This is a genomic window from Streptomyces sp. SJL17-4, assembly GCF_036826855.1.
GTDB lineage: Bacteria > Actinomycetota > Actinomycetes > Streptomycetales > Streptomycetaceae > Streptomyces.
Map to the genome: position 1 here is coordinate 3,455,696 of NZ_CP104578.1, position 24,693 is coordinate 3,480,388.

Annotated in this window: 25 protein-coding genes, 4 pseudogenes and 1 riboswitch; of the genes and pseudogenes, 15 read left to right on the forward strand and 14 right to left on the reverse strand. The window is 71.9% G+C overall.

Annotation, left to right across the window (positions count from 1 at the left end; genetic code table 11):
* The first annotated feature begins 10 nt into the window (after positions 1 to 10).
* The gene (locus N5875_RS15120) at positions 11 to 460 is read left to right on the forward strand and encodes a DCC1-like thiol-disulfide oxidoreductase family protein (protein WP_338494316.1); all 450 of its coding nucleotides are present in this window, start codon (positions 11 to 13) and stop codon (positions 458 to 460) included.
* A gap of 10 nt (positions 461 to 470) precedes the next feature.
* A complete protein-coding gene (locus N5875_RS15125) occupies positions 471 to 1,238 on the forward strand; it encodes a TetR family transcriptional regulator (protein WP_318208798.1) in 768 nt (255 codons plus the stop codon).
* 18 nt (positions 1,239 to 1,256) lie between these two features.
* On the opposite strand, the gene N5875_RS15130 is transcribed toward N5875_RS15125, so the two are convergent.
* The 3 genes and pseudogenes from N5875_RS15130 to N5875_RS15140 form a co-directional block, all read right to left on the reverse strand.
* Entirely contained in the window at positions 1,257 to 2,810 is a 1,554-nt protein-coding gene (locus tag N5875_RS15130) for an ABC transporter substrate-binding protein (protein ID WP_338494318.1), read from the reverse strand.
* 192 nt (positions 2,811 to 3,002) lie between these two features.
* Entirely contained in the window at positions 3,003 to 4,280 is a 1,278-nt protein-coding gene (locus N5875_RS15135; RefSeq protein ID WP_338494320.1) for a metallophosphoesterase, read from the reverse strand.
* Positions 4,256 to 4,444: pseudogene (locus N5875_RS15140) on the reverse strand (hypothetical protein); the annotation flags it as partial. The gene N5875_RS15135 and the pseudogene N5875_RS15140, both read right to left, overlap by 25 nt.
* 49 nt (positions 4,445 to 4,493) lie before the next feature.
* Here N5875_RS15140 and N5875_RS15145 point away from each other — a divergent pair.
* Complete coding sequence (locus N5875_RS15145; RefSeq protein ID WP_318208795.1) at positions 4,494 to 4,733, forward strand: hypothetical protein; 240 nt, start codon at positions 4,494 to 4,496, stop codon at positions 4,731 to 4,733.
* Positions 4,734 to 5,078: 345 nt separating this feature from the next.
* Positions 5,079 to 5,207 (forward strand): annotated as a pseudogene (locus tag N5875_RS15150) (XRE family transcriptional regulator); the annotation flags it as partial.
* A 108-nt stretch (positions 5,208 to 5,315) separates the two neighbouring features.
* Here the strand turns inward: N5875_RS15150 and N5875_RS15155 are convergent.
* The 3 genes and pseudogenes from N5875_RS15155 to N5875_RS15165 form a co-directional block, all read right to left on the reverse strand.
* Positions 5,316 to 5,627 carry a hypothetical protein gene (locus N5875_RS15155; protein ID WP_318209243.1) on the reverse strand — a complete coding sequence of 104 codons (312 nt, stop codon included), beginning with the start codon at positions 5,625 to 5,627 and terminating at the stop codon, positions 5,316 to 5,318.
* Positions 5,624 to 6,403 (reverse strand): recombinase family protein, encoded by a 780-nt coding sequence (locus N5875_RS15160; RefSeq protein ID WP_338494322.1) that lies wholly within the window; start codon positions 6,401 to 6,403, stop codon positions 5,624 to 5,626. Before N5875_RS15160 ends, N5875_RS15155 begins: the two co-directional genes overlap by 4 nt.
* A gap of 145 nt (positions 6,404 to 6,548) precedes the next feature.
* A pseudogene (locus N5875_RS15165) lies at positions 6,549 to 6,797 on the reverse strand (recombinase family protein); the annotation flags it as partial.
* A 228-nt stretch (positions 6,798 to 7,025) separates the two neighbouring features.
* On the opposite strand from N5875_RS15165, the gene N5875_RS15170 reads away from it, so the two are divergent.
* Complete coding sequence (locus N5875_RS15170) at positions 7,026 to 8,330, forward strand: D-alanyl-D-alanine carboxypeptidase (RefSeq protein WP_338494324.1); 1,305 nt, start codon at positions 7,026 to 7,028, stop codon at positions 8,328 to 8,330.
* Here the strand turns inward: N5875_RS15170 and N5875_RS15175 are convergent.
* Positions 8,218 to 9,228, reverse strand: coding sequence for a YihY/virulence factor BrkB family protein (locus tag N5875_RS15175; RefSeq protein ID WP_338494325.1), 1,011 nt, complete (start codon positions 9,226 to 9,228; stop codon positions 8,218 to 8,220). The two genes, N5875_RS15170 and N5875_RS15175, sit on opposite strands and share 113 nt — an antisense overlap.
* A gap of 312 nt (positions 9,229 to 9,540) precedes the next feature.
* Here N5875_RS15175 and N5875_RS15180 point away from each other — a divergent pair, with 312 nt between their 5' ends.
* Both N5875_RS15180 and N5875_RS15185 read left to right on the forward strand, forming a co-directional pair.
* Complete coding sequence (locus N5875_RS15180) at positions 9,541 to 10,917, forward strand: FAD-binding oxidoreductase (RefSeq protein ID WP_338494327.1); 1,377 nt, start codon at positions 9,541 to 9,543, stop codon at positions 10,915 to 10,917.
* Positions 10,918 to 10,925: 8 nt separating this feature from the next.
* Positions 10,926 to 11,693 carry a decaprenylphospho-beta-D-erythro-pentofuranosid-2-ulose 2-reductase gene (locus N5875_RS15185; protein WP_338494329.1) on the forward strand — a complete coding sequence of 256 codons (768 nt, stop codon included), beginning with the start codon at positions 10,926 to 10,928 and terminating at the stop codon, positions 11,691 to 11,693.
* Positions 11,694 to 11,766: 73 nt separating this feature from the next.
* Here N5875_RS15185 and N5875_RS15190 read toward each other — a convergent pair whose 3' ends face one another.
* Complete coding sequence (locus tag N5875_RS15190) at positions 11,767 to 12,357, reverse strand: 2'-5' RNA ligase family protein (protein ID WP_266968540.1); 591 nt, start codon at positions 12,355 to 12,357, stop codon at positions 11,767 to 11,769.
* A 91-nt stretch (positions 12,358 to 12,448) separates the two neighbouring features.
* On the reverse strand, positions 12,449 to 13,462 hold the full coding sequence (trpS, locus tag N5875_RS15195) for a tryptophan--tRNA ligase (protein ID WP_318208790.1): 1,014 nt from the start codon (positions 13,460 to 13,462) through the stop codon (positions 12,449 to 12,451).
* A 56-nt stretch (positions 13,463 to 13,518) separates the two neighbouring features.
* Between trpS and N5875_RS15200 the strand changes: the two genes are divergently transcribed.
* Both N5875_RS15200 and N5875_RS15205 read left to right on the forward strand, forming a co-directional pair.
* Complete coding sequence (locus tag N5875_RS15200) at positions 13,519 to 14,136, forward strand: RNA polymerase sigma factor (RefSeq protein ID WP_338494332.1); 618 nt, start codon at positions 13,519 to 13,521, stop codon at positions 14,134 to 14,136.
* On the forward strand, positions 14,129 to 14,941 hold the full coding sequence (locus N5875_RS15205) for a hypothetical protein (protein ID WP_338494333.1): 813 nt from the start codon (positions 14,129 to 14,131) through the stop codon (positions 14,939 to 14,941). The genes N5875_RS15200 and N5875_RS15205 overlap by 8 nt, the downstream gene beginning before the upstream one ends.
* A gap of 172 nt (positions 14,942 to 15,113) precedes the next feature.
* Here N5875_RS15205 and glyA read toward each other — a convergent pair whose 3' ends face one another.
* Positions 15,114 to 16,391 carry a serine hydroxymethyltransferase gene (gene glyA, locus N5875_RS15210; RefSeq protein WP_318208787.1) on the reverse strand — a complete coding sequence of 426 codons (1,278 nt, stop codon included), beginning with the start codon at positions 16,389 to 16,391 and terminating at the stop codon, positions 15,114 to 15,116.
* A 73-nt stretch (positions 16,392 to 16,464) separates the two neighbouring features.
* Positions 16,465 to 16,555: riboswitch (ZMP/ZTP riboswitch) on the reverse strand.
* A gap of 174 nt (positions 16,556 to 16,729) precedes the next feature.
* On the opposite strand from glyA, the gene rocD reads away from it, so the two are divergent.
* The 3 genes from rocD (at position 16,730) to N5875_RS15225 (ending at position 18,666) form a co-directional block, all read left to right on the forward strand.
* Entirely contained in the window at positions 16,730 to 17,935 is a 1,206-nt protein-coding gene (rocD, locus tag N5875_RS15215) for an ornithine--oxo-acid transaminase (protein ID WP_338494335.1), read from the forward strand.
* Between the two features lie 78 nt (positions 17,936 to 18,013).
* On the forward strand, positions 18,014 to 18,274 hold the full coding sequence (locus tag N5875_RS15220; RefSeq protein ID WP_318208785.1) for a hypothetical protein: 261 nt from the start codon (positions 18,014 to 18,016) through the stop codon (positions 18,272 to 18,274).
* On the forward strand, positions 18,274 to 18,666 hold the full coding sequence (locus N5875_RS15225; protein ID WP_338494336.1) for a DNA-binding protein: 393 nt from the start codon (positions 18,274 to 18,276) through the stop codon (positions 18,664 to 18,666). Before N5875_RS15220 ends, N5875_RS15225 begins: the two co-directional genes overlap by 1 nt.
* 23 nt (positions 18,667 to 18,689) lie before the next feature.
* Here the strand turns inward: N5875_RS15225 and N5875_RS15230 are convergent, their stop codons facing one another.
* A complete protein-coding gene (locus N5875_RS15230) occupies positions 18,690 to 19,874 on the reverse strand; it encodes a glutathionylspermidine synthase family protein (protein ID WP_318208783.1) in 1,185 nt (394 codons plus the stop codon).
* A 14-nt stretch (positions 19,875 to 19,888) separates the two neighbouring features.
* Entirely contained in the window at positions 19,889 to 20,179 is a 291-nt protein-coding gene (locus tag N5875_RS15235; protein ID WP_318208782.1) for a hypothetical protein, read from the reverse strand.
* Between the two features lie 90 nt (positions 20,180 to 20,269).
* Between N5875_RS15235 and N5875_RS15240 the strand changes: the two are divergent.
* Positions 20,270 to 21,073: pseudogene (locus tag N5875_RS15240) on the forward strand (hypothetical protein); the annotation flags it as partial.
* Between the two features lie 200 nt (positions 21,074 to 21,273).
* Here the strand turns inward: N5875_RS15240 and N5875_RS15245 are convergent.
* Positions 21,274 to 22,779, reverse strand: coding sequence for a PLP-dependent aminotransferase family protein (locus tag N5875_RS15245; RefSeq protein WP_318208781.1), 1,506 nt, complete (start codon positions 22,777 to 22,779; stop codon positions 21,274 to 21,276).
* Positions 22,780 to 22,825: 46 nt separating this feature from the next.
* Between N5875_RS15245 and N5875_RS15250 the strand changes: the two genes are divergently transcribed.
* Both N5875_RS15250 and N5875_RS15255 read left to right on the forward strand, forming a co-directional pair.
* Positions 22,826 to 23,395 (forward strand): carboxymuconolactone decarboxylase family protein, encoded by a 570-nt coding sequence (locus N5875_RS15250; protein WP_338494338.1) that lies wholly within the window; start codon positions 22,826 to 22,828, stop codon positions 23,393 to 23,395.
* Positions 23,392 to 24,147 (forward strand): isocitrate lyase/phosphoenolpyruvate mutase family protein, encoded by a 756-nt coding sequence (locus tag N5875_RS15255; RefSeq protein ID WP_338494340.1) that lies wholly within the window; start codon positions 23,392 to 23,394, stop codon positions 24,145 to 24,147. Before N5875_RS15250 ends, N5875_RS15255 begins: the two co-directional genes overlap by 4 nt.
* Before the next feature lie 112 nt (positions 24,148 to 24,259).
* Here N5875_RS15255 and N5875_RS15260 read toward each other — a convergent pair whose 3' ends face one another.
* Positions 24,260 to 24,634 carry a hypothetical protein gene (locus tag N5875_RS15260; RefSeq protein ID WP_318209223.1) on the reverse strand — a complete coding sequence of 125 codons (375 nt, stop codon included), beginning with the start codon at positions 24,632 to 24,634 and terminating at the stop codon, positions 24,260 to 24,262.
* Positions 24,635 to 24,693 lie beyond the last annotated feature (59 nt).

Below are 24,693 nucleotides of genomic sequence, written 5' to 3' on the forward strand. Positions count from 1 at the left end.
GGCAAGCCCCGTGCCGACCCCCGTGGGACGTCTGACCGTGCTGTACGACGCCGACTGCCCGCTCTGTGTGCACCTCAGGCACTGGCTGCTCCGCCAGCGGCAGCTCGTCCCGCTCGACCTCGTGCCGGCCGGGTCGCAGGAGGCCCGGCGACGCTTCCCGGAGCTCGACCACACCGCGACCCTGCGGGAGATCACCGTGGTCGGGGACCGGGGCCAGGTCTACCGGGAGACCTCCGCCTGGATCGTCTGTCTCTGGGCGCTCGCCGACCACCGGGCCAAGGCCCACTGGCTGGCCACCCCGGCCGGGCAGCCCTTCGCCCGGGTGACCGTCCTGGCGGCGGCGAAGTGGCGCGAGGCCCTCAAGGGGCCGGAGGACGGCGCCGGGCACGGCGAGGCCGGGCACTCCGAGGCCGGGCACTGCGGGGACGGGCGCTGCGAGGCCCCCGTCCCGCCCGGCTAGGCTCGTCCGTGTGACGGACGTGAAGGAAGACAAGAAGGCCCCGAAGAGCGAGCAGACCCGCACGCTCATCCTCGAAACCGCGCTCCGGCTGTTCAAGGAGCGCGGTTACGACAAGACGACGATGCGGGCCATCGCCCAGGAGGCCGGGGTCTCCGTGGGGAACGCGTACTACTACTTCTCGTCCAAGGAACACCTCGTCCAGGGCTTCTACGACCGGATCGCCGAGGAACACCAGGCGGCCGTCGAGCCCATCCTGGCCGGCGGCGAGAAGGACCTCACGGCCCGGATCCGGGGGGTCTACCTCGGCTGGCTCGACATCGCGGAGCCGTACCACGAGTTCGCGTCGCAGTTCTTCAAGAACGCCGCCGACCCGGACAGCCCGCTCAGCCCCTTCTCTCCCGAGTCGGAGGGTCCGCGCGAGGCGGCGATCGAGGTCCACCGGCGGGTCATCTCCGGTGCCTCCGTGAAGGTGGACCCGGAACTCAGGGAAGCCCTCCCGCAGTTGCTGTGGCTCCAGCAGATGGGCCTGGTCCTCTTCTGGGTGTACGACCGCTCGGAGGGCGCGGCCAACAGCCGCCGGCTGGTCGAGCGGCTCGCGCCGGTCACCGCCCGCGCGATCTCGCTCTCCCGCTTCCGCATCCTGCGCCCGCTGGTCAAGGAGACGCACGAGCTGCTCTCCGACTTCATGCCGACGGCCGCGGGAATGGCGGCCTCGGGCAAGCCCAAGAAGAGGGCGAACCCGAAGCCGCCGAAGCCGGACGGGACCCCGGAGTCGTAGACCCCGGAGCCCCGGGGCCTAGATCCAGCTGAGCTCCCACAGGCGCCAGATGCCCGTACCGTCCGTCAGGTACTGGGAGCCGGCGACCGCCTCGGTGGCGAGGACGTAGTCCTTCTTCTGCCACAGCGGGACGAGCGGCACCTCGGACGCGACCTCGCTCTGGATCTCCTTGAAGTCGGACGTCGCCCGGGAGCGGTCGCCGAACTGCTGCGTCGAGGAGATCAGCTCGTCGATCCGCTTGCTGGAGAACCCGTTGTGCAGGGTGTTCCGGGTGCCGACGAGCGGCGCGGTGAAGCTGTCGGAGTCGGGGAAGTCGGGCAGCCAGCCGACCGTGTACGCGTCGTAGGTGCCCTTCGCGTACGCCTTCTGGAACTCCGCCCACTTGACCTCGACGGTCTCGACCCGGAAGAGGCCGGTCTTCTCCAACTGCCGCTTGATCTCGGCGGTCTCGGCGCCGTAGGTGGCGTCCGCGCGGTAGCCGAAGGTGAACTTCACCGGCGTCTTGATGCCGGCGTCCTTCAGGAGCTGCTTCGCCTTCTTGGCGTCCGGCTCCGGGTTGACGTCGTAGAACGCGGTGCTGTGCCCGAGGAAGCCCTGCGGGATGAGCGAGTACAGCGGCTCGACCGTGCCCTTGTAGGCGCCGGTGGTGATCGCCGGGCGGTCGAGGACCGCGGCGACGGCCTGCCGTACGGCCTTGTCGGCCATCGGCGAGCCGGGCCGCACGTTGAAGTTGAGGTTGCGGATCTCGGCGCTCTCCGCCTCGGTGACCCGGATCGCGTCCTGGGGCTCCAGGGTCGAGATGAACTCCGGCGGCAGCTGCCGGTGCGTCACCTCGACCGCCTTCGCCTTCCAGGCGTCGGCGAGGTCCGCGGACTGGCCGTAGTACTTCACGCGGACCGGGCCGCCGACCTTGGTGATGGCGCCGCGGTACTTCGGGTTCGGCTCCAGGAGCGCGGACTCGCCCGCCTTGTACTCCTTGAGGACGTACGGCCCCGAGCCGTCGACCGCCGGGTCCGTCCGCAGCTTGTTCGCCGGGTAGTGGTCCTTGTCGACGATCGAACCCGCGCCCGTGGCGAGCTTCAGCGGGAACGTGGCGTCCCGGCTGCTCAGCCGGAAGGTGACCTCACGGCCCTCGGCCGAGACGCTCTTCAGGGTCGGGAAGAGGGGCTGCGGACCGACGTCCGTCTTGATGCGCAGCATCCGCTCGAACGAGTACTTGACGTCCTCGGCCGTGATCTTGCGCCCGTTCGCGAACGAGAGGTCGTCGCGGAGCGTGCACTGATAGACCGTGAGCTTCGAGCCCTGGAACTTGCAGCTCTCCGCCGCGTCCGGGACGGGGGTCGTGAACCCCGGCTTGAACGTCAGCAACGACTGGAAGACGTTGCTGTACATGGCCCAGGAACCGGCGTCGTACGCGCCGGCCGGGTCCAGTGAAGTGACCTCGTCGGTTGTGCCGACGCTGATCGGATCGGTCCGACCGCCGTCGGAGGGCAGGAGTTGCCAGCCCCCCACTCCGGCGGCCACCAGTACTCCACAAGTGATGAGGATCCGCAGACGGACCGTCGACCGCATTGCCGTGCTTCCTTTTTTCGTCCACCCCAGCTGCGACGGCCCCCGAATACGCCGCGATGGCGTCATCCCATCACACGAATTTCGCAAGCGGAAGGGAAAACCTTCACACCACAGGCATATGTCCGGGAAATGCGAATTTAAGTTGATGACCAGCACGTATCGGGCTCGGTGCGGGGAGTGACATCGTCCCGGTCACGCCTGCTTCGAGGCGAGTTCGACGAGGGTGATGTCCGAGGGCGCCCCGACCCGGACCGGCGGTCCCCAGGCGCCCGCGCCGCGCGAGACGTACAGCTGGGTGTCTCCGTACCGTTCCAGCCCGGCGACGGTCGGATTGGCCAGTTCGGCGAGGTAGTTGCCGGGCCAGAGCTGGCCGCCGTGGGTGTGACCGGAGAGCTGGAGGTCCACGCCGTGGCGTACGGCGTCGTGGACGACGATCGGCTGGTGCGCGAGGAGCACCGCGGCGCGGGCCCGGTCGCGGTCGCCGAGCGCCCGTCCGAAGTCGGGGCCCTGGCCCTCGCTCTCCCCCGCGATGTCGTCGACGCCGGCGAGGTCGAAGCCGGCTCCTATCTCCACGCGCTCGTTGCGCAGCGGGCGCAGCCCGAGCTCACGGACGTGGTCGACCCAGGCGTCGGCGCCCGAGAAGTACTCGTGGTTTCCGGTCACGAAGAAGGAGCCGTGCCGGGCGCGGAGCCGCGCGAGGGGCTCGGCGGCGGAGCCGAGGTTCTCGACGGTTCCGTCGACGAGGTCGCCGACGATCGCGATCAGGTCGGGCTGGGTGGAGTTGATCGTGTCCACGATGCGCTGGGTGTGGGCGCGGCCGAGGATCGGCCCGAGGTGGATGTCGGAGACGACGGCGATCCGGTAGCCGTGGGCCGCGCGGGGGACCTTGGCGAGCGGGACGGTGACCCGCTTGACCCGGGGGCCGCGCAGCACGCCGTACGTGCCGTAGCCGACGGTCCCGACGGCGGCGGCGGCCGCGGCGCCGCCGACGACCCGGGAGACGAAGAGCCGCCGGGAGACCTCGGCGGGCGTCGTGGCGACTGACGACGGGGCCGCTTCGGCCGGCTCCCCGGGGGCGGCCGGCACGTGTTCCGGCACCGGCACGGGTACGGGCGCCGCCACCGGCGCCGCCGTGGGCGCCTCGGCCTGCGCACGGCGGTCGAGCCAACGGCGCAGCAGGGGTCTGACCGCCTCGCCGACGGCCAGGGCGAGGGTCACGTACAGGAGCAGCGCGAGCCACAGGAAGCCGGGCCAGGCGACCACCTGCTGGAGCACGAACGGCGCTCCGGCACGGGCCGAGCCGAGGGCCGCGAACGACAGCAGCGGCAGCACCACGACGGCGACGGTGCCCAGTCGGCGCGGCAGGCTCCCGCGCGTCGTGACATCACGCACGAGGCGCCGCCACACGTACCAGTGCACCGCACCGAGCAGTGCGAGCACCACGATCAGAACCAGCAGGAAGACGACCACGCCCGGAAACCCCCTCTTCTACCGCTCGCGCGGCCCTGACCGTTTTCGCGGCGCGCGGCGCGCACCCCACGCAACCCGAGCACTCCGAGCACCGTCCCCAGGACAAAGGACGTGACGGCAAGCAGCAGACGAACCCAGAAGTAGGCCGTCGGGTCGCCGGCGTCGTGCCGGATACTGGCATGACCGACCCGCCTACCCCCGGAAGGGCATCCCGTGAAGCTCAGCCGTCGCACGTCCTGGTTCCTGCTCGCGTTCGGTGCCTGGTCTTGGATGATCTGGATCACCTTCGCTCGGAACCTGTACAAGGACGCGAGCGGACTTGCCTTCGACGACGCGGGCGACCCGACCGCCTACTTCTGGGTGCATCTCGCCCTTGCCGTGACGTCGTTCATCCTAGGGACAGCGGTCGGCGTGATCGGCCTGAGGGGCGTGCGAGCGAACACGGGCAAGTAGAAAGCAGAGCCCGAAGAAGGCCCCGCGCTGTCTCGCTGCCCGTCCCGGCCGCCTGCCCTTCCTGCGGCGAAGCGCCCGGGACGGGGCCTGTCCTCCCGCCCCTGCCGTCTCGCACCGCCGCGATCACGGAAGGGATGGGAAACCTGGGTGTGCGGCTGGAGTGCTCGACGTACAGGTAGACGGCGCGGCTCACCGGTCACGCCTGTACGGCTCGGCGCACATGGGGGTGCCGGTACACGACGACGGGCGGCCCGGACTGCCGCTCCACGGTGCCCCGGTCGCCGGGACGTAGGAACCTCGTACGTTCCCCACTTCGGGACGTCCTACGGCGGGCAAAACGTCCCTATGAGAAACGAGCGACTACGCCTCACCATGGCGGGCGGTGAATGGACCTTCGCAACTCTCGCCAAAGCAATAGGAGTTGACCCGAAGAGCGTTGAGCGATGGGTGAATCCGGGGCGCATTCCCAGGCGACGTGCTTGTCCATGCCGCCGTCTTCCTCCATGAGGCGTCCTATTCTCTTCCCACTTGCTCTGCGGTCCGGCATCCCTGCGGCAGATATGTCCGGGGCTGCGCGGCGTGCTATCGGCTCAGCTGCGAGCGCAGAGCGGTGATGAACCAACTGAAGACCGGCGCGAGAGTAGGCGGTACCGGCCAGCCGTTGACGGTCGACAGAAGCTGCCAGTAGCGCTCCGCCCGCGGGTCTGCACCGGCCTCCAGACGGCGGACGAGCCACCGTCGCAGCTCGGCGTCGTCGGCACGCTCGAACGTCTCGGCGTAGAGCGCGGAGAGGGAGTCGACGACCGGCGCCGCCTGGGCGGACGTCGCCTCGATTCCCGCCGCGAGAGCTTCGCCGACCTGTTGGTTCGGCGATGGAGTTCCGGACGTGCTCAAGGTGCGCCGCCGTCTCGCGCCTTTCTTCCTGGACTCCGGACAGATCCCGCTGCACCGCGAAGCGGAGTGCTGCCTCGGCCACCACTCCCTGTCCTTGTCGTCGTCCATGTCCGCGCCGGCGAGACGTGCCACACCCGTCCGGCGACGCAGTCGTCGGCGTCCTTGCGCTTGATGCTCAGCCCGCCGTGCCCCTTGGGGTTGGAGCACATGTAGTAGTCCTGTCCGCCGTTGTTCTTGCTCTGCCCCATGGATCCCGTGCAGATTCCGCAGGTGGCGAAGCGCCACCCGCTCAGGAGCGTGGGTGTGGCCTCTCCGCCGGGCTGCCTGTCGGTCCTGGCACGCTTGCTCCGCTTCTCCTGGAGCTCCAGCCACCGGGCTCCTGGGACCACTCCCCGGTGAGGTGTCAGAGGTGTCCCCGCCTCGTTCCGGGCGATCACGTTCACATACGCCTTGCCCCGCTTGACGCGTTCGCTCGCGAAGCCGCCGATGGCGGGACGGGAGAGGATCCAACGCACCGTCTGCGCACGCCACCGGATGGGGCTGTCGTCCTCCGCCACGCGTCGCTTCTTGACGGACTCCATCCGCCTCTCGGTGGCGCGTCGCGCGGCCTCACCCGGCGCGGGTACATCCTCCGCGTCCAGCGTCGTCGCGATCTTGTTGTCGGAGACTCCGGCGAACGACATCTCCACCATGCGTTCGACGATCGCCACGTGATCCGGGTTGTCCTCGTCCGGTTCGAGGACGGAGACGACGAGATTGCCGATCTTCTCGCGCACGGCCCGCATGCCGTACGGGGCGGAGCTGGAGTGTCGGCCGCCGACCGCCTTGATCTCGTCCTTGGCCCCGCGCAGACGCTCCGCCTCGATGTCGCCGGGAGAGTTCGTCGACCACCACCACGTCGACCTCGCCCGCGCGCACGGCGGACATGAGGTCTTCGAATGACGGACGGATCACATGTGGATCCCAACCCGACCTACCCACGTCTTTGAACGTGTGAACGACCTCCCAACCACGGCTCGCCGCCAGCGCCTCACCGGCTGCCACCTGCGCTTCCGGAGACGCCTCGGACGAGTCGGGGCGCGCCTTGGACTGTCGGGCGTAGACGGCCACCCGCACGGTGTCCAGCCGCTCGGCTCCCACGGGCGAAACGAAAGGGGCCAAGGCTCTCACCTGATCTTCTCCGTCATCGAGGCTCTACAGGTTAGCTACGTATGGAAAGTGATCCAGATGAACCAGCTCCCCACCCCGAACGCGAGCAGGAACCAGGAGACGCGGCGGCTGAACTTCATGACCCCCGTATCAGCGTCCGTCCCACTGGCCCCGCGGACGGGTGGACGAGTCCGGCCGAACCGCCAGCCGGGGTTCGGATCCTTGTTCCGTACCTGTACGTTCACGACCGTGTCTGCTTCGAAGAAGACCGCTTGGGCGGTCGCTGCTGCCGTGTTCCTGCCGCTCGTCGTCGCCGTGCCCGCCCATGCGGACACGAAGGACGAGAAGGACAAGCAGCCCAAGCCCCCGAACGCGATGTCCTCGCTCGGCGGGCCGCTGCTCGGCAACCCCGGTACCCAGGTGAAGCTGGGGCCCGGTGCCCCGGTGCTGCCGAAGGAGCTGTCCGGACGGTCCTGGATCGTCGCGGACGCCGAGAACGGCCAGATCCTCGCCGCGCACAACGCGCACTGGCCGCTCGCCCCCGCCTCCACGCTCAAGATGCTCTTCGCCGACGCCCTGCTGCCGAAGTTCTCCGACGCCAAGCGCAAGCACCTCGTCACCAACACCGACCTGGCCGGGATAGGAGCGGGCTCCAGCCTGGTCGGCATCAAGGAGAAGCAGACCTACACCGTCCACGACCTGTGGCTCGGCGTCTTCCTCCGCTCGGGCAACGATGCCGTGCACGTCCTGACCAGCATGAACAACGGTCTGCGCCAGACCGTGAAGGACATGAACGACCGCGCGGCCGAGCTCCAGGCGCTCGACACGAACGTGGTCTCCCCGGACGGTTACGACGCCCCGGGCCAGGTCTCCTCCGCGTACGACCTGACACTCATCGCCCGCAGCGGCATGCAGAAGCCGGCCTTCCGCGAGTACGCCGCCACGCCCCGCGCCGCCTTCCCCGGCGAGCAGAAGCCGGGCAAGAAGCGCGAGACCTTCGAGATCCAGAACACCAACCGGCTGCTCACCGGTGACCTCGGCGTCGCCCCGTACCAGGGCATCGCGGGCGTCAAGAACGGCAACACCACGCACGCGGGTGCCACCTTCACGGGTGTCGCGGAGCGCAACGGCAAGGTCCTGCTCGTCACCGTGATGAACCCCTCCTCGAAGGAGCAGCACGCGGTCTACCGCGAGACCGCCCGGCTGCTCGACTGGGGCTTCGCCGCCTCCGGGAAGGTGACCCCGGTCGGCGAGCTGGTGCCGCCGCGGTCCGCCCGTACCGAAACGACCGCACCGGACGACGGCTCGGCCCCGGCGCCCGGCAAGAACGCCTCGCAGGGCACGGTCCAGGCGGCCGCCGAGGAGCGGTCCGGCGGCATCGGGATCGCGCTCGGCGTGGCCGGCGGGGTCCTCGTCCTCCTCGCCGGTGCCGTCTTCCTGGTCAACCGCCGCTGGCCGCTGGCCGGGGCGGGGGGACGTCGTCGCCGTTCCCGCCGGAACCCGGACGTGAACCCGGACGTGAACCCGGACGTGAACCCGGACGTGAATCCGTAGCGGACCCGGACTCGGACTCGGACTCGGACCGGTCGTCGGCCGCGGACTCCTGACGGGAACCCGTGGCCGTCCACGCGGCGCAGTACAGCAGCAGCTTCGCGGTGAAGTTGATCCAGAGCAGCAGGGCGACCGGGACGCCGAACGCCCCGTACATCGACTTCGCCGCGACGCCCCTCATGTAGCCGCCGAGCAGCAGCTTGAGCAGCTCGAAGCCGACCGCGCCCATCAGTGCCGCCACGACGAGCCGACGGCGCGGGGGGTGCACGCCGGGCAGCAGCGTCAGGACGTACAGCAGGACCAGGAAGGCGGCGACGACGGCGACGAGGACGGCGGCCACCTGGAGGAAGAAGCCGCCCGCCCCCTCGCTGGAGATCCCGATCCGGTCGGCGCTCCAGCCGACGGCGGTGGAGCCGAGCCAGGACGCGGCGAGCGAGGCGAGGGCCACGCCGCCGAGGCCGATCAGGATGAGCGCGTCCTTGCCCTTGAGCAGGATCGGGTTGCCCTCGATGTCGTCGAGCCCCCATACGGCGCGCAGGCACTCCCGCATGGCGCCGATCCAGCTGACGCCGGTGACCAGCAGGATCGCGCCGGCGACGAGCCCGACGGTGCCGGCGTTGTCGACCAGCCCGCCGATGTTGAGCTGGTCGGAGATGCCGGGCACCTGGTCGCTGATCTTCTCCTCGATCCTGTCGAGCTGCTCCTTGCTGAGGAGCGCCGCCCCGACCGCCGCGGCGACCGTGATCAGCGGGAAGAGCGCCAGGAAGGACAGGAAGGTGATCGCGGCGGCGAGCCGGGTCCAGTGGGCGGCGTCGAGGGTCTCGTACGAGCGCCAGGCGTGGGTCCGCATGAGTCGGGTGACCCATGGGCCGATGACGGGGAGCTTGGTCAGCCAGTCCATGTCGTACGTCTGCCCCTCGATCCGTTCGGTGCGCGGAGAGCGCGGTACGAGAATCCCCTGCCGGGGCGCGCACGCCCGCGAACGACATCCCGCGCGCCGCGAGCGGCCTCCCGGAGGCCGGCAGCGATACACCGGACGCCGCGAGCGACTTCCCGGAGGCCGGCAGCGACACACGCCGTGAGCGATCTCCCGTACCCCGTCGTCCGCCGGGGGCTTCGGGGATTCTTTCCCGACACTCTTTTCATCACCCATATCGACGAACCGCTCCGCAATACCGTCATAAGCGACAGAGGCGGCTATACGGTCACCCTCATGGCTGTCGAGACCCACGTCCTGGACGACGACTGCGAGGCGATCACCGGCTGGGGACGCACCGCACCGACCCTCGCGCGCGTGCGGCGGCCCCGCGGTCACGCCGAGGTCGCCGACGCCGTCCGCTCGTCCGGGGCCCGCGGCGCCATCGCCCGCGGTCTCGGCCGCGCCCACGGCGACGCCGCGCAGAACGCCGGCGGCACCGTCCTCGACATGACCGGCCTCGACCGGATCCTCGCCGTCGACGCCACCGCCGGGCTCGTCGTCTGCGAGGCGGGCGTCAGCCTGCACCGGCTCATGGAAGCGCTGCTCCCGCTCGGCTGGTTCGTCCCGGTCACCCCCGGCACCCGGTACGTGACCGTCGGCGGCGCGATCGGCGCCGACGTCCACGGCACGAACCACCGGGTCTCCGGCTCCTTCGGCCGGCACGTGACCGCGCTCGAACTCCTCACCGCCGACGGCGAGATCAGGACCGTGCTGCCCGGCACCCCGCTCTTCGACGCCACCACCGGCGGCATGGGCCTGACCGGTGTCGTCCTCTCCGCCACCCTGCGGCTGCTGCCCGTCGAGACCACGCTCATGACCGTGGACACCGAGCGCGCCCCCGACCTCGACGAGACGATGGCCCGGCTCTCCGCCACCGACCACCGGTACCGCTACTCCGTCGCCCGGATCGACCTGCTCGCCCGGGGCGCCGCCACCGGCCGCGCCGTCCTCACGCGCGGCGACCACACCCCGTACGACGCACTGCCCCGCCGCCACCGGGCCCGCCGGGCACCTCTCGCCTTCCGCCCCGGACGGCTGCCCGCCCCGCCGCCGTACCTGCCCGGCGGGCTCGTCGGCCGTACCACCGTCGGGCTCCTCAACGAGCTCCGGTACCGCGGGGCACCCCGCGCGCGTACCGGCGCCATCCAGTCGCTCGCCGCGTTCCTCCACCCGCTCGACGGCATCCCGCACCGGAACCGGATCTACGGGCGCGCGGGGTCCGTCCCGTACCAGTTCGTCGTCCCGTACGGGCAGGAGGAGGCCCTGCGGAGGGTGGTCCGGCGGCTCGCGGACCGCCGCTGCCCCGCCTTCCCCGCCGTCCTCCAGCGCTTCGGGGCGGGCGACCCGGGCCTGCTGTCCTTCCCCCTGCCCGGCTGGACGCTCGCCCTCGACCTGCCCACCGGCCTGCCCGGTCTCGGCGCCTTCCTCGACTCGCTCGACGAGGAGGTCGCGGGGGCGGGCGGCCGGGTCTACCTCGCCAGGGACTCCCGCGTACGGCCGGAGACGCTGGCCGCCATGTACCCGCGGCTCGACGAGTTCCGGGCGCTGCGCGCCGCGCTCGACCCCCGGTCCGCCCTCACCTCGGACCTCTCCCGCCGCCTCGACCTCTAGGAGCCCCCATGAAGGACGCCTTCGGTGCCCCGCAGTCCCTGCTCGTCCTCGGCGGCACCTCCGAGATCGGGCTCGCCACCGCCCGCCGGCTGATCGCCCGCCGTACCCGTACCGTCTGGCTGGCCGGGCGCCCCTCCCCCGCGCTCACCGCCGCCGCGGACTCATTGCGGGCGCTGGGCGCGGACGTGTACACCGTCCCCTTCGACGCCCTCGACACCGCGTCGCACGAGGAGCGGCTCGGCAAGATCTTCACCGAGGGCGGCCCTGCGGGAGATGTCGACATGGTGCTGCTCGCCTTCGGGGTCCTCGGCGACCAGGCGCGCGACGAGTCCGACCCGCTCGCCGCCGTCCGCGTCGCGCAGACCAACTACACGGGCGCGGTCTCGGCCGGTCTGGTGTGCGCGGGCGCGCTCCAGGCGCAGGGGCACGGCTCGCTGGTGGTGCTCTCGTCGGCGGCGGGCGAGCGGGCCCGCCGCGCCGACTTCATCTACGGCTCGTCGAAGGCGGGGCTCGACGTCTTCGCCCAGGGCCTCGGGGACGCGCTGCACGGCACCGGGGTGCACGTCATGGTCGTACGGCCGGGGTTCGTCCGCTCGAAGATGACGGCAGGCCGCGCGGAGGAGCCGCTCGCGACCACGCCGGAGGCGGTCGCGGCCGCGATCGAGCTGGGGCTGCGGCGGCGCTCGGAGACGGTGTGGGTGCCGGGGGCGCTGCGGATGGTGATGACGGCGGTACGACACGTGCCGAGGCCGCTGTTCCGGCGACTGCCGGTGTGACGTGCTGAGGTGCTGGGGTGCTGACGTCGTGACGTCGTGACGTCGTGACGTCGTGACGTCGTGACGTGCTGCTCTAGGCGGTGGGCGTCGGCGTGTCCACCGGGCTGCCGCCCTGCGCGGGGACCGCCGAGATGGGGCGGCCGCTGCCGAACTCGTAGTCGTACAGCTTCCGCCAGACCCCGTCCGGGCCCTGTTCGTACAGCGCGAACGAGCGGCAGGTCCAGGCCGCCTCGTACCCGGCGAGCTCCTCGAACGCCCGGTCCATCCCCTCCTCGGAGATGCCGTGCGCCACGGTGACGTGCGGGTGGTACGGGAACTGGAGCTCGCGCGCGAGGGGGCCCGCCTCGTCCCGGATCCGGTGCTGGAGCCGGTTGCAGAGGGGCACGCCCTCCTTCAGCTTCACGAAGACGACCGGGGAGAGCGGGCGGAAGGTCCCGGTGCCCTTGAGGCGCACGGGGAACGGCTGGTGGTCGGCGGCGACACCCGCGAGGTGCGCCTCGATCTCCGGCAGCCGCTCCTCGGCGACCTCCGTCGGCGGGACCAGGGTGACGTGCGTGGGGATGCCGTACGCGGCAGGGTCCCCGAAGCCGGCGCGCCGCTCCTGGAGCAGGCTGCCGTAGGGCTCCGGGACCGCGATCGAAACGCCGAGCGTTACGGTCCCCACGTCGTTCTCCTCCGTCGTCGGTCGACTTGTGTCGGGTGGTGCAGCCGCCAGTGTGCGGCCTGCACCACCCTTTGGGCCAGGGTCCTTGGTCTCAGTGCTTGGCCGGCAGGAAGCCGATGCGCTCGTACGTCTGCGCCAGCGTCTCGGCGGCGACCGCGCGGGCCTTCTCCGCTCCCTTGGCCAGGACCGAGTCCAGCGTCTCCGGGTCGTCCAGGTATTCCTGGGTGCGGGTCCGGAACGGCGTGACGAACTCCACCATGACCTCGGCGAGATCCGTCTTCAGCGCGCCGTACATCTTGCCCTCGTAGCTCTTCTCCAGGTCCTCGACGGAGGTGGAGGTGAGCGTGGACATGATCGTCAGCAGGTTGGAGACGCCCGCCTTGTTCTCCGGGTCGAAACGGATCACGGTGTCCGTGTCGGTGACCGCGCTCTTGACCTTCTTCGCGGTGACCTTCGGGTCGTCCAGGAGGTTGATGAGGCCCTTCGGCGTCGACGACGACTTGCTCATCTTGATCGTCGGGTCCTGGAGGTCGTAGATCTTCCCGACCTCCTTGACGATGTGCGGCTTGGGGATCGTGAAGGTGTCGCCGAAGCGTCCGTTGAACCGCTCCGCGAGGTCACGGGTCAGCTCGATGTGCTGGCGCTGGTCCTCGCCGACCGGGACCTCGTTGGCCTGGTAGAGCAGGATGTCCGCGACCTGGAGGATCGGGTAGGTGAAGAGGCCGACGGTGGCGCGGTCGGCGCCCTGCTTCGCGGACTTGTCCTTGAACTGGGTCATGCGGGAGGCCTCGCCGAAGCCGGTGAGGCAGTTCATGACCCAGCCGAGCTGGGCGTGCTCGGGGACGTGGCTCTGGATGAAGAGGGTGCAGCGCTCCGGGTCGAGACCGGCGGCGAGCAGCTGGGCGGCGGCGAGCCGGGTGTTGGCGCGCAGCTCGGCGGGGTCCTGCGGCACCGTGATGGCGTGCAGGTCGACGACCATGTAGAAGGCGTCGTGGGTCTCCTGCAGCGCGACGTACTGACGGATCGCACCGAGGTAGTTGCCGAGGTGGAACGAGCCTGCCGTGGGCTGGATTCCGGAGAGCGCGCGGGGACTGTCAGAGGCCATGGCACTCATTCTCTCAGGTGTGGGAACCGATCCCCGACTGCCGGTGTATCAAGAGTGTGAGGACGCGGGAGGGGGGCCTGGTCGACGACGAGGCCGCGGTGATCGCACGGGTACGCGCCGGAGAGCCGGAGGCGTACGCGGCGCTGGTCCGCGCGTACACGGCGGTCGCGCTGAGAGCTGCGGTGGCGTGCGGCGCGGGCGCGGAGGCCGAGGACGTGGTGCAGCAGGCCTTCTTCAAGGCGTACCGCTCGCTCGGGCGTTTCCGGGAGGGTTCGGCGTTCCGGCCGTGGCTGCTGCGGATCGTCGTCAATGAGACCAGGAACACAGTGCGGTCGGCGGGTCGGCAGCGGGCCGTCGCCGATCGGGAGGCGGACCTCCTCGGGGGCGAGCCGCGGATACCGGAGTCGGCCGACCCGGCGGTCGCGGCGGTGGAGCGGGAGCGGAGCAGACGGCTCCTCGACGCGCTCGACGGACTGAGCGAGGACCACCGGCAGGTGGTGATCCACCGCTATCTGCTCGAGCTGGACGAGACGGAGACGGCCCAGGCGCTCGGCTGGCCGAGGGGGACGGTGAAGTCCCGGCTGAGCCGGGCGCTGAAGAAGCTGGGGCTGGTGCTCGGGGAAAACCTGACGGAAGGACCGGAAGGACCGGAGGGAGGTGAGGGGCGTGGCTGACGAGGGTCTGCCGGACGAGCTGAGGGAGCTGGGACGGCGGCTGCGGGTGCCGGACGTGGACGGGGAGTCGATGGCCGAGCGGGTGCTCGCCCAGCTCCTCGCCGAGCAGGTGCCGACGCCGGTGCCGGACTCGGCCCGCCCTCGGTGGTGGACCTCGGCGTCCGCGTCGGTACGGGAATGGGTGCGGGCGCGGTGGCGGGCCCTGGTGGCGGGCCTGACCGGGGTGCTGATCGTGCTGGTGCTCACGCCGCCGGTGCGGGCGACGGTGGCGGAGTGGTTCGGGTTCGGTGGGGTCGCCGTGCGGATCGACCCGGACGGCAGGCCTGTCCCGGGGGCCGGTGGCGCGGTCCCGGGGTGCCCGGAGCCGGTGCCCCTCGGGGAGGCGGGGCGGCTCGCGGGCTTCGAGCCGCTGATACCGGCGGCGCTCGGCGCGCCGGACGCGGTGGCGGTGACGGGGTCGGCCGAGCGGGGCCGGGCGGTGATCAGTCTGTGCTGGCGCGACGGGGAGCGGACGGTCCGGCTGGACGAGTTCCCGGCCCGGCTGGACATCGGTTTCGCCAAGCAGGTGCGGACGCAGCCGGAGTGGGTCGATCTCCCGGACGGCGCGCAGGGCTACTGGTTCGCGGCCCCGCATCTGCTGACGTTCCCGATGACGGACGGGACGGGCGCGGCCTGGACCCATGAGGTCCGCACGGCGGGCCCCACGCTCCTCTGGACGAGGAACGGGGGCGCGCTCACCTTCCGGCTGGAGGGGATACCGGACCGGGAGGAGGCCCGACGGACGGCGGAGTCGGTCGGCGGCTGACGGGCGGGGCGGGCCGACGGACGGCGGAACCGGACGGCCAGCGGCCGGGGCCGGACTGCCAGCGGCCGGGGCCGGACGGCGGAACCGGTCGGCCGGGGGCCGGGGCGGGGCCGGACGGGCTCCTTCGTGGTCCGTCACGGAGAAGGCCGCCCGGGGCACCGCCCCGCGGGGGTCAGACCGGGAGCCCCGGGGCCGGGAAGGCGGACATCAGGTCGGCGACCTCCGCGCGGACCGCGGCGAGGGTCTGCTCGTCGCCCGTGCCGGCGGCCGTGACACCGCGGTCGATCCAGTCGGCGACCAGGTCCATGTGCTCCGTGGTGAGGCCGCGGGAGGTGAGGGAGGGGGTGCCGATGCGGATGCCCGAGGGGTCGAACGGCTTCCGGGAGTCGTAGGGGACGGTGTTGTAGTTGACGACGATGCCCGCCCGGTCGAGGGCCTTCGCCGCGATCTTGCCGGGGACCTGCTTGGGGGTGAGGTCCATCAGGATCAGGTGGTTGTCGGTGCCGCCGGAGACGAGGTCGAAGCCACGGGCGAGGAGCGCCTCGGCGAGGGCCTTGGCGTTGGCGACGACGGCGTGGGCGTAGTCGCGGAAGGAGGGCAGGGACGCCTCGCGGAGGGCGACGGCGATGGCGGCGGTGGTCTGGTTGTGCGGGCCGCCCTGGAGACCGGGGAAGACGGCCTTGTCGAGGGCCTTGGCGTGCTCCTCGCGGGACATCAGCATGGCGCCGCGCGGGCCGCGCAGGGTCTTGTGGGTCGTCGTGGAGATGACGTCCACGTGCGGGACCGGGGACGGGTGCGCGCCGCCCGCGATCAGGCCGGCGATGTGGGCGACGTCGGCGACGAGCACGGCACCGGCCTCGCGGGCGATCTCGCCGAAGGCGGCGAAGTCGATCGTGCGGGGCAGCGCGGTGCCACCGCAGAAGATCACCTTGGGGCGCTCCTTGAGGGCGAGCTCGCGGACCTGGTCGAAGTCGATGAGGCCCGTGTCGTGGCGGACGCCGTACTGGACGCCGCGGAACCACTTGCCGGTGGCGGAGACGCCCCAGCCGTGGGTGAGGTGGCCGCCCATGGGCAGGGCCATGCCCATGACGGTGTCGCCGGGCTCGGCGAAGGCGAGGTAGACGGCGAGGTTGGCCGGGGAGCCGGAGTAGGGCTGGACGTTGGCGTGGTCGACGCCGAAGACGGCCTTGGCGCGCTCGACGGCGAGGGTCTCGACCTGGTCGATGTTCTGCTGGCCCTCGTAGTAGCGGCGGCCGGGGTAGCCCTCGCTGTACTTGTTCTGGAGGACGGTGCCGGAGGCTTCGAGGACGGCGGCGGAGACGTAGTTCTCGCTGGGGATGAGGCGCAGGGTCTCGGCCTGGAGTCGTTCCTCGGCGACGACGAGGGCGGCGAGCTCGGGGTCGGCGGCGGCGAGCGCGGGGTGCTGGTACTGGTGCTGCGGAGTGGTCATGGTGGTGTCCTCCGGGCGTCGGCGGATCCCGGGGCACTGCGTGAGAGGCGCGGCGCCACGCGGGACTTCGGTCCCGTGACGCCCAGGCGGGCGGCGTCTCGTGTGGTCTGCCGCGCACGGCTCCCCCGGGGTCGCTTCCCCGCGCGCCAGTCGCCGTGCGTGTTCTCAGAGTAGCGGGTGTCTTATAGGCCAGGCGCGAGCCCGGCCTGACCGACAGGACACCCGCGGACGGCGCGGCGCGCGCGAGGTTTCCCGGTCCGGCATCCGAGCGACGATAGAAACAGGGGCCACACCCCCTCGTCGGGTCACACCCGAGCCGCAGGACGAACGGAGATCCCGTGTCGAGCACACAAGACGCGATCGCTTCGGCGGAGGCGCACAGCGCTCACAACTACCACCCCCTGCCGGTCGTCGTCGCTTCGGCGGACGGCGCCTGGATGACCGATGTCGAGGGGCGCCGCTATCTCGACATGCTCGCCGGCTACTCGGCGCTCAACTTCGGGCACGGCAACCGGCGTCTGATCGACGCGGCCAAGGCCCAGCTGGAGCGGGTGACGCTGACGTCGCGCGCCTTCCACCACGACCGGTTCGCCGAGTTCTGCTCCCGGCTCGCCGAGCTGTGCGGGAAGGAGGCGGTACTGCCGATGAACACCGGCGCGGAGGCCATCGAGACGGCCGTGAAGACCGCCCGGAAGTGGGGGTACGAGGTGAAGGGCGTGCCGGACGGGCACGCGAAGATCGTGGTGGCGGCGAACAACTTCCACGGCAGGACGACGACGATCGTCAGCTTCTCCACGGACCACGAGGCGCGGGACCACTTCGGTCCGTACACGCCGGGGTTCGAGATCGTGCCGTACGGGGACCTGACGGCGATGGAGGCGGCGGTCACCGAGAACACGGTGGCGGTGCTGCTCGAACCGATCCAGGGCGAGGCGGGGGTCCTGGTCCCGCCGGCCGGCTATCTGGCGGGGGTGCGGGAGCTGACCCGTCGGCGGAACGTGCTGTTCATGGCGGACGAGATCCAGTCGGGTCTGGGCCGGACGGGCCGGACGTTCGCGTGCGAGCACGAGGGCGTGGTGCCGGACGTGTACATCCTGGGGAAGGCGCTGGGCGGCGGGGTAGTGCCGGTGTCGGCGGTGGTCGCCGACCGGGATGTGCTCGGGGTGTTCAGGCCGGGTGAGCACGGGTCGACGTTCGGCGGGAATCCGCTGGCCTGCGCGGTGGCCCTGGAGGTGATCGCGATGCTGCGGACGGGCGAGTACCAGGAGCGGGCGGCGGAGCTGGGCGAGCACCTGCACGCGGAGCTGGGGCTGCTCGTGGGCGGAGGTGCGGTGGAGGCGGTGCGCGGCCGTGGGCTGTGGGCGGGGGTGGACGTGGCGCCCTCGCACGGCACGGGCCGGGAGATCTCGGAGAAGCTGATGGAGCGGGGGGTCCTGGTGAAGGACACCCACGGCTCGACGATCCGGATCGCGCCGCCGCTGGTCATCTCGAAGGAGGACCTGGACTGGGGTCTGGAGCAGCTGCGGGGCGTGCTGTCGGCCTGAGGGCGAGAGCCCTGGACTCCCCTGGCGGTGCGGCCGAAAACCGCCCGCAAGGGGGGCATCGACAGTAGGATCAGATACATGAGCGGTAGCAAGAAGTACTCGATCAGCCTGCCCGAGGATCTCGCGGAGAGTGTGCGGAGCCGAGTCGGGTCGGGTGGCTTCTCCGCATACGTGGCAGAGGCTCTGGAACATCGGCTCGCCATGGAGCGGCTCCGGGAGATTGTGGCCGACTTCGAGATCGACAACGACCCGCTGACCGAGGAGGAGCTCAAGGCCGCCCGTGACGAGCTGCGCCATCACGCGTCAGGCGCGGACGACGCCCGCGAGGCTGCCGCCTGATGGCGGGGACGCTTCTGCTGGACAGCGAAGGGCTCTCGAAGCTCTACCTCAAGGACCGGCGTATCGTGGTACGCGTCCAGGTTGCGACGGAAACAGGCATTCAGGTGGCCACCACCGCGATGACCCGCCTGGAGGCCGATTACGAACGCGTTCACCCGGCGCGCATCAACTGGGTCCTGTCCCGCATCGACGTGCACGACGTCACCCGCTCCGTGAGCGACGAGGCGGCCGTACTCCTGCGAGAGCACGGCCTGCACGGCCACAAGTACGCGATCGACGCCGTCTTGGCGGCGATCGCACGCCGTGCGGCGGGCCCGGTCACCGTCCTGACCTCGGATCCGGAGGATCTGACACTGCTCTGCGGCCCGTCCGTCACCGTCGTGAAGATCTGACGTCGGGCCGAAGACAGGCCGCTCTACAGAATCACGTGCGGGAGGAAGCGGGCGTACTCGTCGGTGACGAGGCCCGTCGACTCCCGGATGCCGAGCCCCGCCGCCTCGTCCTCGACGACCCACGCGCCGAGCACCACCCGGTTGCCGTCGAAGTCGGGCAGCGGGGCCAGCTCCTGGTAGCAGCAGGGCTCCCCGTCCCGTACGAACGGCTCCGCCCCGGCCTCGTGCAGGGTGACGCCCGCGCCCTCGCGGCCGAGCAGTGGCTTGGCCACCCAGCCGGTGGTGGTGGCGAGTTCGCGCGGTCCGTCGAGGTAGGCGGGCAGCAGGTTCGGGTGGCCCGGATACAGCTCCCACAGGATCGCGAGAAGCGCCTTGTTGGAGAGCAGCATCTTCCAGGCGGGCTCGATCCAGCAGGTCGTGCCGGTGCCGCCGCCGTTGTCGAGGGTGTCCAGGACGTGCCGGCCGAAGCGGTCGGTGGTGAGCCACTCCCACGGGTAGAGCTTGAAGCAGCTGCGGATGAACCGGAGCCGGTCGTCCACGAAGCGGCGCGAGAGCCGGTCCCAGCCGATCCGTTCGACGGAGAGCGCCTCGGTCTCGAGCCCGGCCTGCTGGGCGGTCTCGCGCAGATACGCGACCGTCATCAGGTCCTCGCCGAGTTCGTCGCCGTCCGAGTGCACGAAGTGGAGGGGGCCGGGCGGCAGCAGAGGAGCCTGCTTCTTCCAGGCGTCGACGAGCCGCTCGTGGAGGGAGTTCCACTGGTCGGCGCCGGGGAACCGCTCCTCCATCCAGAACCACTGCGGGCTCGCGGCCTCCACGAGCGAGGTGGGGGTGTCGGCGTTGTACTCCAGCATCTTGGCCGGTCCCGTACCGTCGTAGCGCAGGTCGAACCGCCCGTAGAGGGAGGGGAGTTCGGCGCGCCGCCGCCAGGACTCGGCGACCAGCGACGCAAGCTTCGGATCGGTGATCCCCAGCTCGGCGAACCGGTCCCGCTCGACGATGTGCGCGGCCGCCGCCAGGCACATCGTGTGCAGCTCCTCGACGACCTCCTCCAGGGCCTCGACCTCGGGCAGGCTGAAGGAGTAGTACGCGCTCTCGTCCCAGTACGGGCGCAGCGAACCGTCCGGGTAGCGGGTCAGCGGGTAGACGAGCCCCTGCTCCTCCACCGTCTCCTGCCAGCCGGGCCGGGGTTCGATCGTGTGCCGTCGCATGTGCCGGGCCTCTCTCAGCCGCCGCCGGAACCGGAGCAGCCGAAGCCGCCGGTGTCGACGGCCTTCATGTCGAAGCTGCCGCCGCTCACCTTGTTGTCACGTATGGAGCCGCCGTAGTAGTACGAGCCCCGGTGGGTGGTGCCGTCGTCGTCGCTGCCGCCGCTCTCGCACTCGTAACTGGGCAGCGTCTCCCGGGTCACCGGGTCGACGCACCGCTTGTCCGGGTCGGAGCCGCACGCGGTGATCGTCGCCGCGAGCACTCCCATCCCGCCGAGCACCACCGTGCTCGACCTCAGTTTCCGCATGTCCTGGGCCTCCCCTTCGCAGTCGCGACCGCACAGTGTAGGCCGGTCAATTCCAGCCGCAGCACCTAGAGTCATTTCGTGCTACTCGGGATGATTTGTGCGCTCGCTTCGTCCGTCTGCTTCGGCGCGGCCTCGGTTCTCCAGGCGATGGGAGCCCGCGCTGCGACCCCGGGGACCGGTGGCGGAGTCGACATCGCGCTGATGTGGCGGGCGCTGCGGCAGTGGCGGTACATCGCCGGCCTCGGCTTCGACGGCCTCGGTTTCGTCCTGCAGATCGTGGCGCTGCGGACCCTGCCCATCTACGTGGTCGGCGCGGCCCTCGCCGCGAGTCTGGCGGCCACTGCGGCGATCGCCTCCCGGTTGCTGCGGGTGCGGCTCAGCCGGGTGGAGTGGACGGCGGTGGGCGTGGTCTGCGCGGGGCTCGCGCTGCTGGCCCTAGCCTCCGGGAAGGAGGGCCACCAGGGCGGCCCCGAGTGGCTGCCCTGGGCGCTGCTCGTGAGCGCTTTCGGGGTGCTGTTGCTCGGCGTCATGGGCGGGCGGCTGCCGTCGAAGCCCCGCGCCCTGGTCCTCGGCCTCGGGGCGGGCTTCGGCTTCGGGGTGGTGGAGGTCGCGGTCCGGCTGTTCGACGGCGTCGACTTCGCCGATCCGGTCTGTTACGCGCTCCTGGTGGGCGGCGGGGCCGCGTTCGTGCTGCTGACCTCGGCGCTCCAGCGCGGCTCGGTGACCACGGCGACGGCGGGCGCGGTGCTCGGCGAGACGGTCGGCCCGGCGATCATCGGGGTGGTCTGGCTCGGCGACACCACCCGGGAGGGCCTCGGCTGGCTCGCCGTCACCGGCTTCGCGATCGCGGTGACGGGCTCCCTGACCCTGGCCCGCTTCGGCGAACCCCCGGAGGTGGGCGGGACCGGGCGGACGGTGGAGACGGGGGCGGCGGGGGCGGCGGGATCGGGGGTGGGCGGGGCCTCAGGACCGGACTCCGGCCCGGGCAGGGGCCTTGGCGGCCCGAGCCGGGGCTCCGGCTCACGCAGGAGCCTTGGCGGCCCGGGCCAGGGCTCCGGCTCGCGCAGGGGCCCCGGCTCGGACCAGGGCCCTCCCTAGGCGCCCCCCGGCGCCTGGGGCAGCACCCGGCACAGGGCCTGGAGCGCGCTCTGCCAGGCGCTGTCCGGGGGTGTCGCGTAGCCGACGACCAGTCCGTCCAGGGTCGCCGGGACCGTGGGGCGGCGGAACTGGTTGACGCCCTGGACCGCGAGGCCGTTCCAGGCGGCGGCCCGCAGCACGTCCTGCTCCGTGCCGGGCGGCAGGGCCAGGACGGCGTGCAGGCCGGCCGCGATCCCGCTGACCCTCGTCTCCGGCGAGTGCGCGGCCACCGCCGCCACCAGCTGGTCGCGGCGCCGCCGGTAGCGCAGCCGCATCGCCCGTACATGCCGGTCGTACGCGCCCGAGCCCAGGAACTCCGCGAACGCCAGCTGGTCGGGCGCGCCGGACACCGAGTCCACCGCCCCCTTCGCCGCGACCACCTCGCCGACCAGGCTCTCCGGCAGCACCATCCACGCGAGCCGCAGCCCCGGGGCGAGGGACTTGCTCGCGGTGCCGAGGTAGACGACCCGCTCGGGATCGAGGCCCTGGAGGGCACCTACCGGCTGCCGGTCGTAGCGGAACTCCCCGTCGTAGTCGTCCTCCAGGACGAAACCGCCCGAGGCCCGCGCCCAGTCGACGACCTCCGCGCGCCGGTCCGGGGGCAGGGCGCCGCCCAGCGGGAACTGGTGGGCGGCCGTCATCAGGACGGCCCCGGCCGAGCCGAGGGGCCCGGACTCCTCGACCCGGGTGCCGTGTTCGTCGAAGGGCAGGACCGGGGTGCCGAGGCCCGCGCCGGTGAGGAGACCCGCGTGGAGGCCGAGCCCGTACGACTCGATGGCGACGTCGCGGACGCCCCGGCTCCGCAGCACCTGGCCGATCAGCATCAGACCGTGCACGAAGCCCGCGCAGACGACGATCCGTTCGGGCCGGGCGTACACGCCCCGCGCGCGGGCCAGGTACTCGGCGAGGACGGTGCGCAGTTCGATCCGGCCGCGCGGATCGCCGTACCCGAAGGCCTCGTTCGGGGCGGCGAGGAGCGCCCGCCGGTACGCCTTGAGCCACTCGGCGCGCGGGAAGGACGCCAGGTCGGGGGTGCCGGCCTTCAGGTTGTGCGCGGGCGTGGAGGGCCGGGGCAGGGCGCGCGCGGGAGAGCCGGCGGCGGGTCCGAGCCCTGGTCGCGGCCCGGGGCGGCGGGGCTCGGCGCGGAGGGGAACGGAACGGCGGGGTTCCGCACGGCGGGGTTCGGGGCGGCGGGGCTCGGCGCGGCGGGCGACCCGGGTGCCGGAGCCCTGCCGGGCCGTGAGCCAGCCCTCGGCGACGAGTTCGGCGTAGGCGTCGGCGACGGTGTTACGGGCCATGCCGAGGTCGGCGGCGAGCGACCGGGAGGACGGCAGCCGGGTACCCGCCTCCAGGCGCCCGCTGCGTACCGCCTCGCGGAGCGCGTCCATGAGCCCGGCCCGCAGCCGCGGACCGCGCAGTTCCAGATGGAGATCGGCCCCGAAAGTGGCCCACTCGTTCGCCATACGAATGGACCATACTCCTGAGCCACCTGGCTCGTACGGTGAAGACATGACCACGCACGTCGACACCACCCACGCCACCGACCCCACCCACACCGCCGACGCCCTCGGCACCACCGGCGCCCTCGGCTCCACCGCGCCGACCGAGTACGCCCACGAGCACGCCCCACGCCTCCCCTTCGCCGAGAGCGTCCCCGAGTTCTACCGGGCGATGCTGCGCCTGGAGACGGCGGCGGCGAAGGACATCGACCCGACCCTGTACCACCTGATCAAGATCCGGGCCTCGCAGATCAACCACTGCGCCTTCTGCGTCGACATGCACTCCAAGGACGCGCTGGCCGAGGGCGAGACCGTCGAGCGGATCGTGCAGCTCTCCGCCTGGGAGGAGTCGCGGCACTTCTACACCGAGCGGGAGCTCGCCGCCCTCGCGCTGACCGAGTCCGTCACGGTCCTCACCGACGGCTTCGTCCCCGACGAGGTGTACGCGCGCGCCGCGCGGCACTTCGACGAGACCGAGCTCGCCCGCGTCATCGGCGCGATCGTCGTCATCAACGCGTGGAACCGGATCGGCGTCACCACCCGGATGACGCCGGGCCACTACACCCCGCGCAGCGCATGAGCGGGACCGGGGCTTCGACGGCCCAGGTCCTGCGCGACCTCCACCGGGACCGGGGAGCCGGCGATCCGCTGGTGCTGCCCGGCCCGTGGGACGCGGTGAGCGCCCGCTCCTTCGAGGCGGCCGGGTTCCCGGCGCTCGCGACGCCGAGCGCCGGGATCGCCGCCTCCCTCGGGTACGAGGACGGGGCGACCCCGGCGGCGGAGATGTTCGCCGCCGTGACCCGGATCGTCCGCGCCGTCTCCGTGCCCGTCACGGCGGACGTGGAGGGCGGATACGGGCTGCCGGTGCCCGAACTGGTGGAACGCGTACGGAAGTCGGGCGCCGTCGGTGTGAACCTGGAGGACACCGGGCCGGACGGCGGGCTCAAGGACCCGCGGGCGCACGCCGAGTGGCTGGCGGAGGTACGGGCCGCGGCGGGACCCGAACTCTTCGTCAACGCGCGCGTGGACACGTACATCCGCGGGACACCCGAACCGCTGGCGGCGGCGATCGCCCGAGCCCGGCTCTACGCGGAGGCCGGCGCGGACTGCGTCTACCCGATCGCGGCCCCGCCCGCCGACCTCCCGGCCCTGCGCGCCGCCCTCGGCGATGTCCCGCTCAACACGCTGGCAGCGCCGGACGGCGGCCCGCCGTTCGCCGAACTCGGCCGGCTCGGCGCGACCCGGATCACGTTCGGCGGCGGGCTGCTCCTGCGCGCACGGGAGGACCTGGCCGCGCTGGCGACGAAGCTCCGCGAGCACGCGGCGGGTTGAGGCACGCCGGGCGACACGCCGGGCGGCACGTCAGGCGTCCTCCCCAGGCAGCACGCCACCCGGCACCCCGGGCGGCAGCCCACGCGGTGCCCCACCCGGCGCACCGCTGCTCTCAGCCGCCGAGCAGCGCGCCGGCCGCCTGTCCGACGGCCACGCCCGAGGCGAGGATCCCGGTCACCGTGCCCGCGTCCGTGAGGGCGAGGCGCACCCGGGTGAGCCGGCCCACGTCCGCGCGGCCCGTGCTCTCGATCTCCTCCTCGGCGGCGCAGAGTTCGCCGTCCAGGACGGCCGTCTGCTCCGTGGGGACGACCCCGCCGAGGTCGGCCCGGAGGCGGCGGATGGCCTGGAGCAGCTCCTCCTGCTGCGGGTCACGGGCCGCCGGGGCCCCGTGACCCGTACTGGTGACGGTGTTGTGGTCGCCGATGGTGACGTTGCCCCCGGTGTTGGTGACGTGGATGCCGCCCGCGCTGTGCCCGGTCCCGGTCACGATTCCTCCGATGCCGCCGTTGCCGCCGATGTCTCTGGTGCTCAACCATGGGTGCTCAA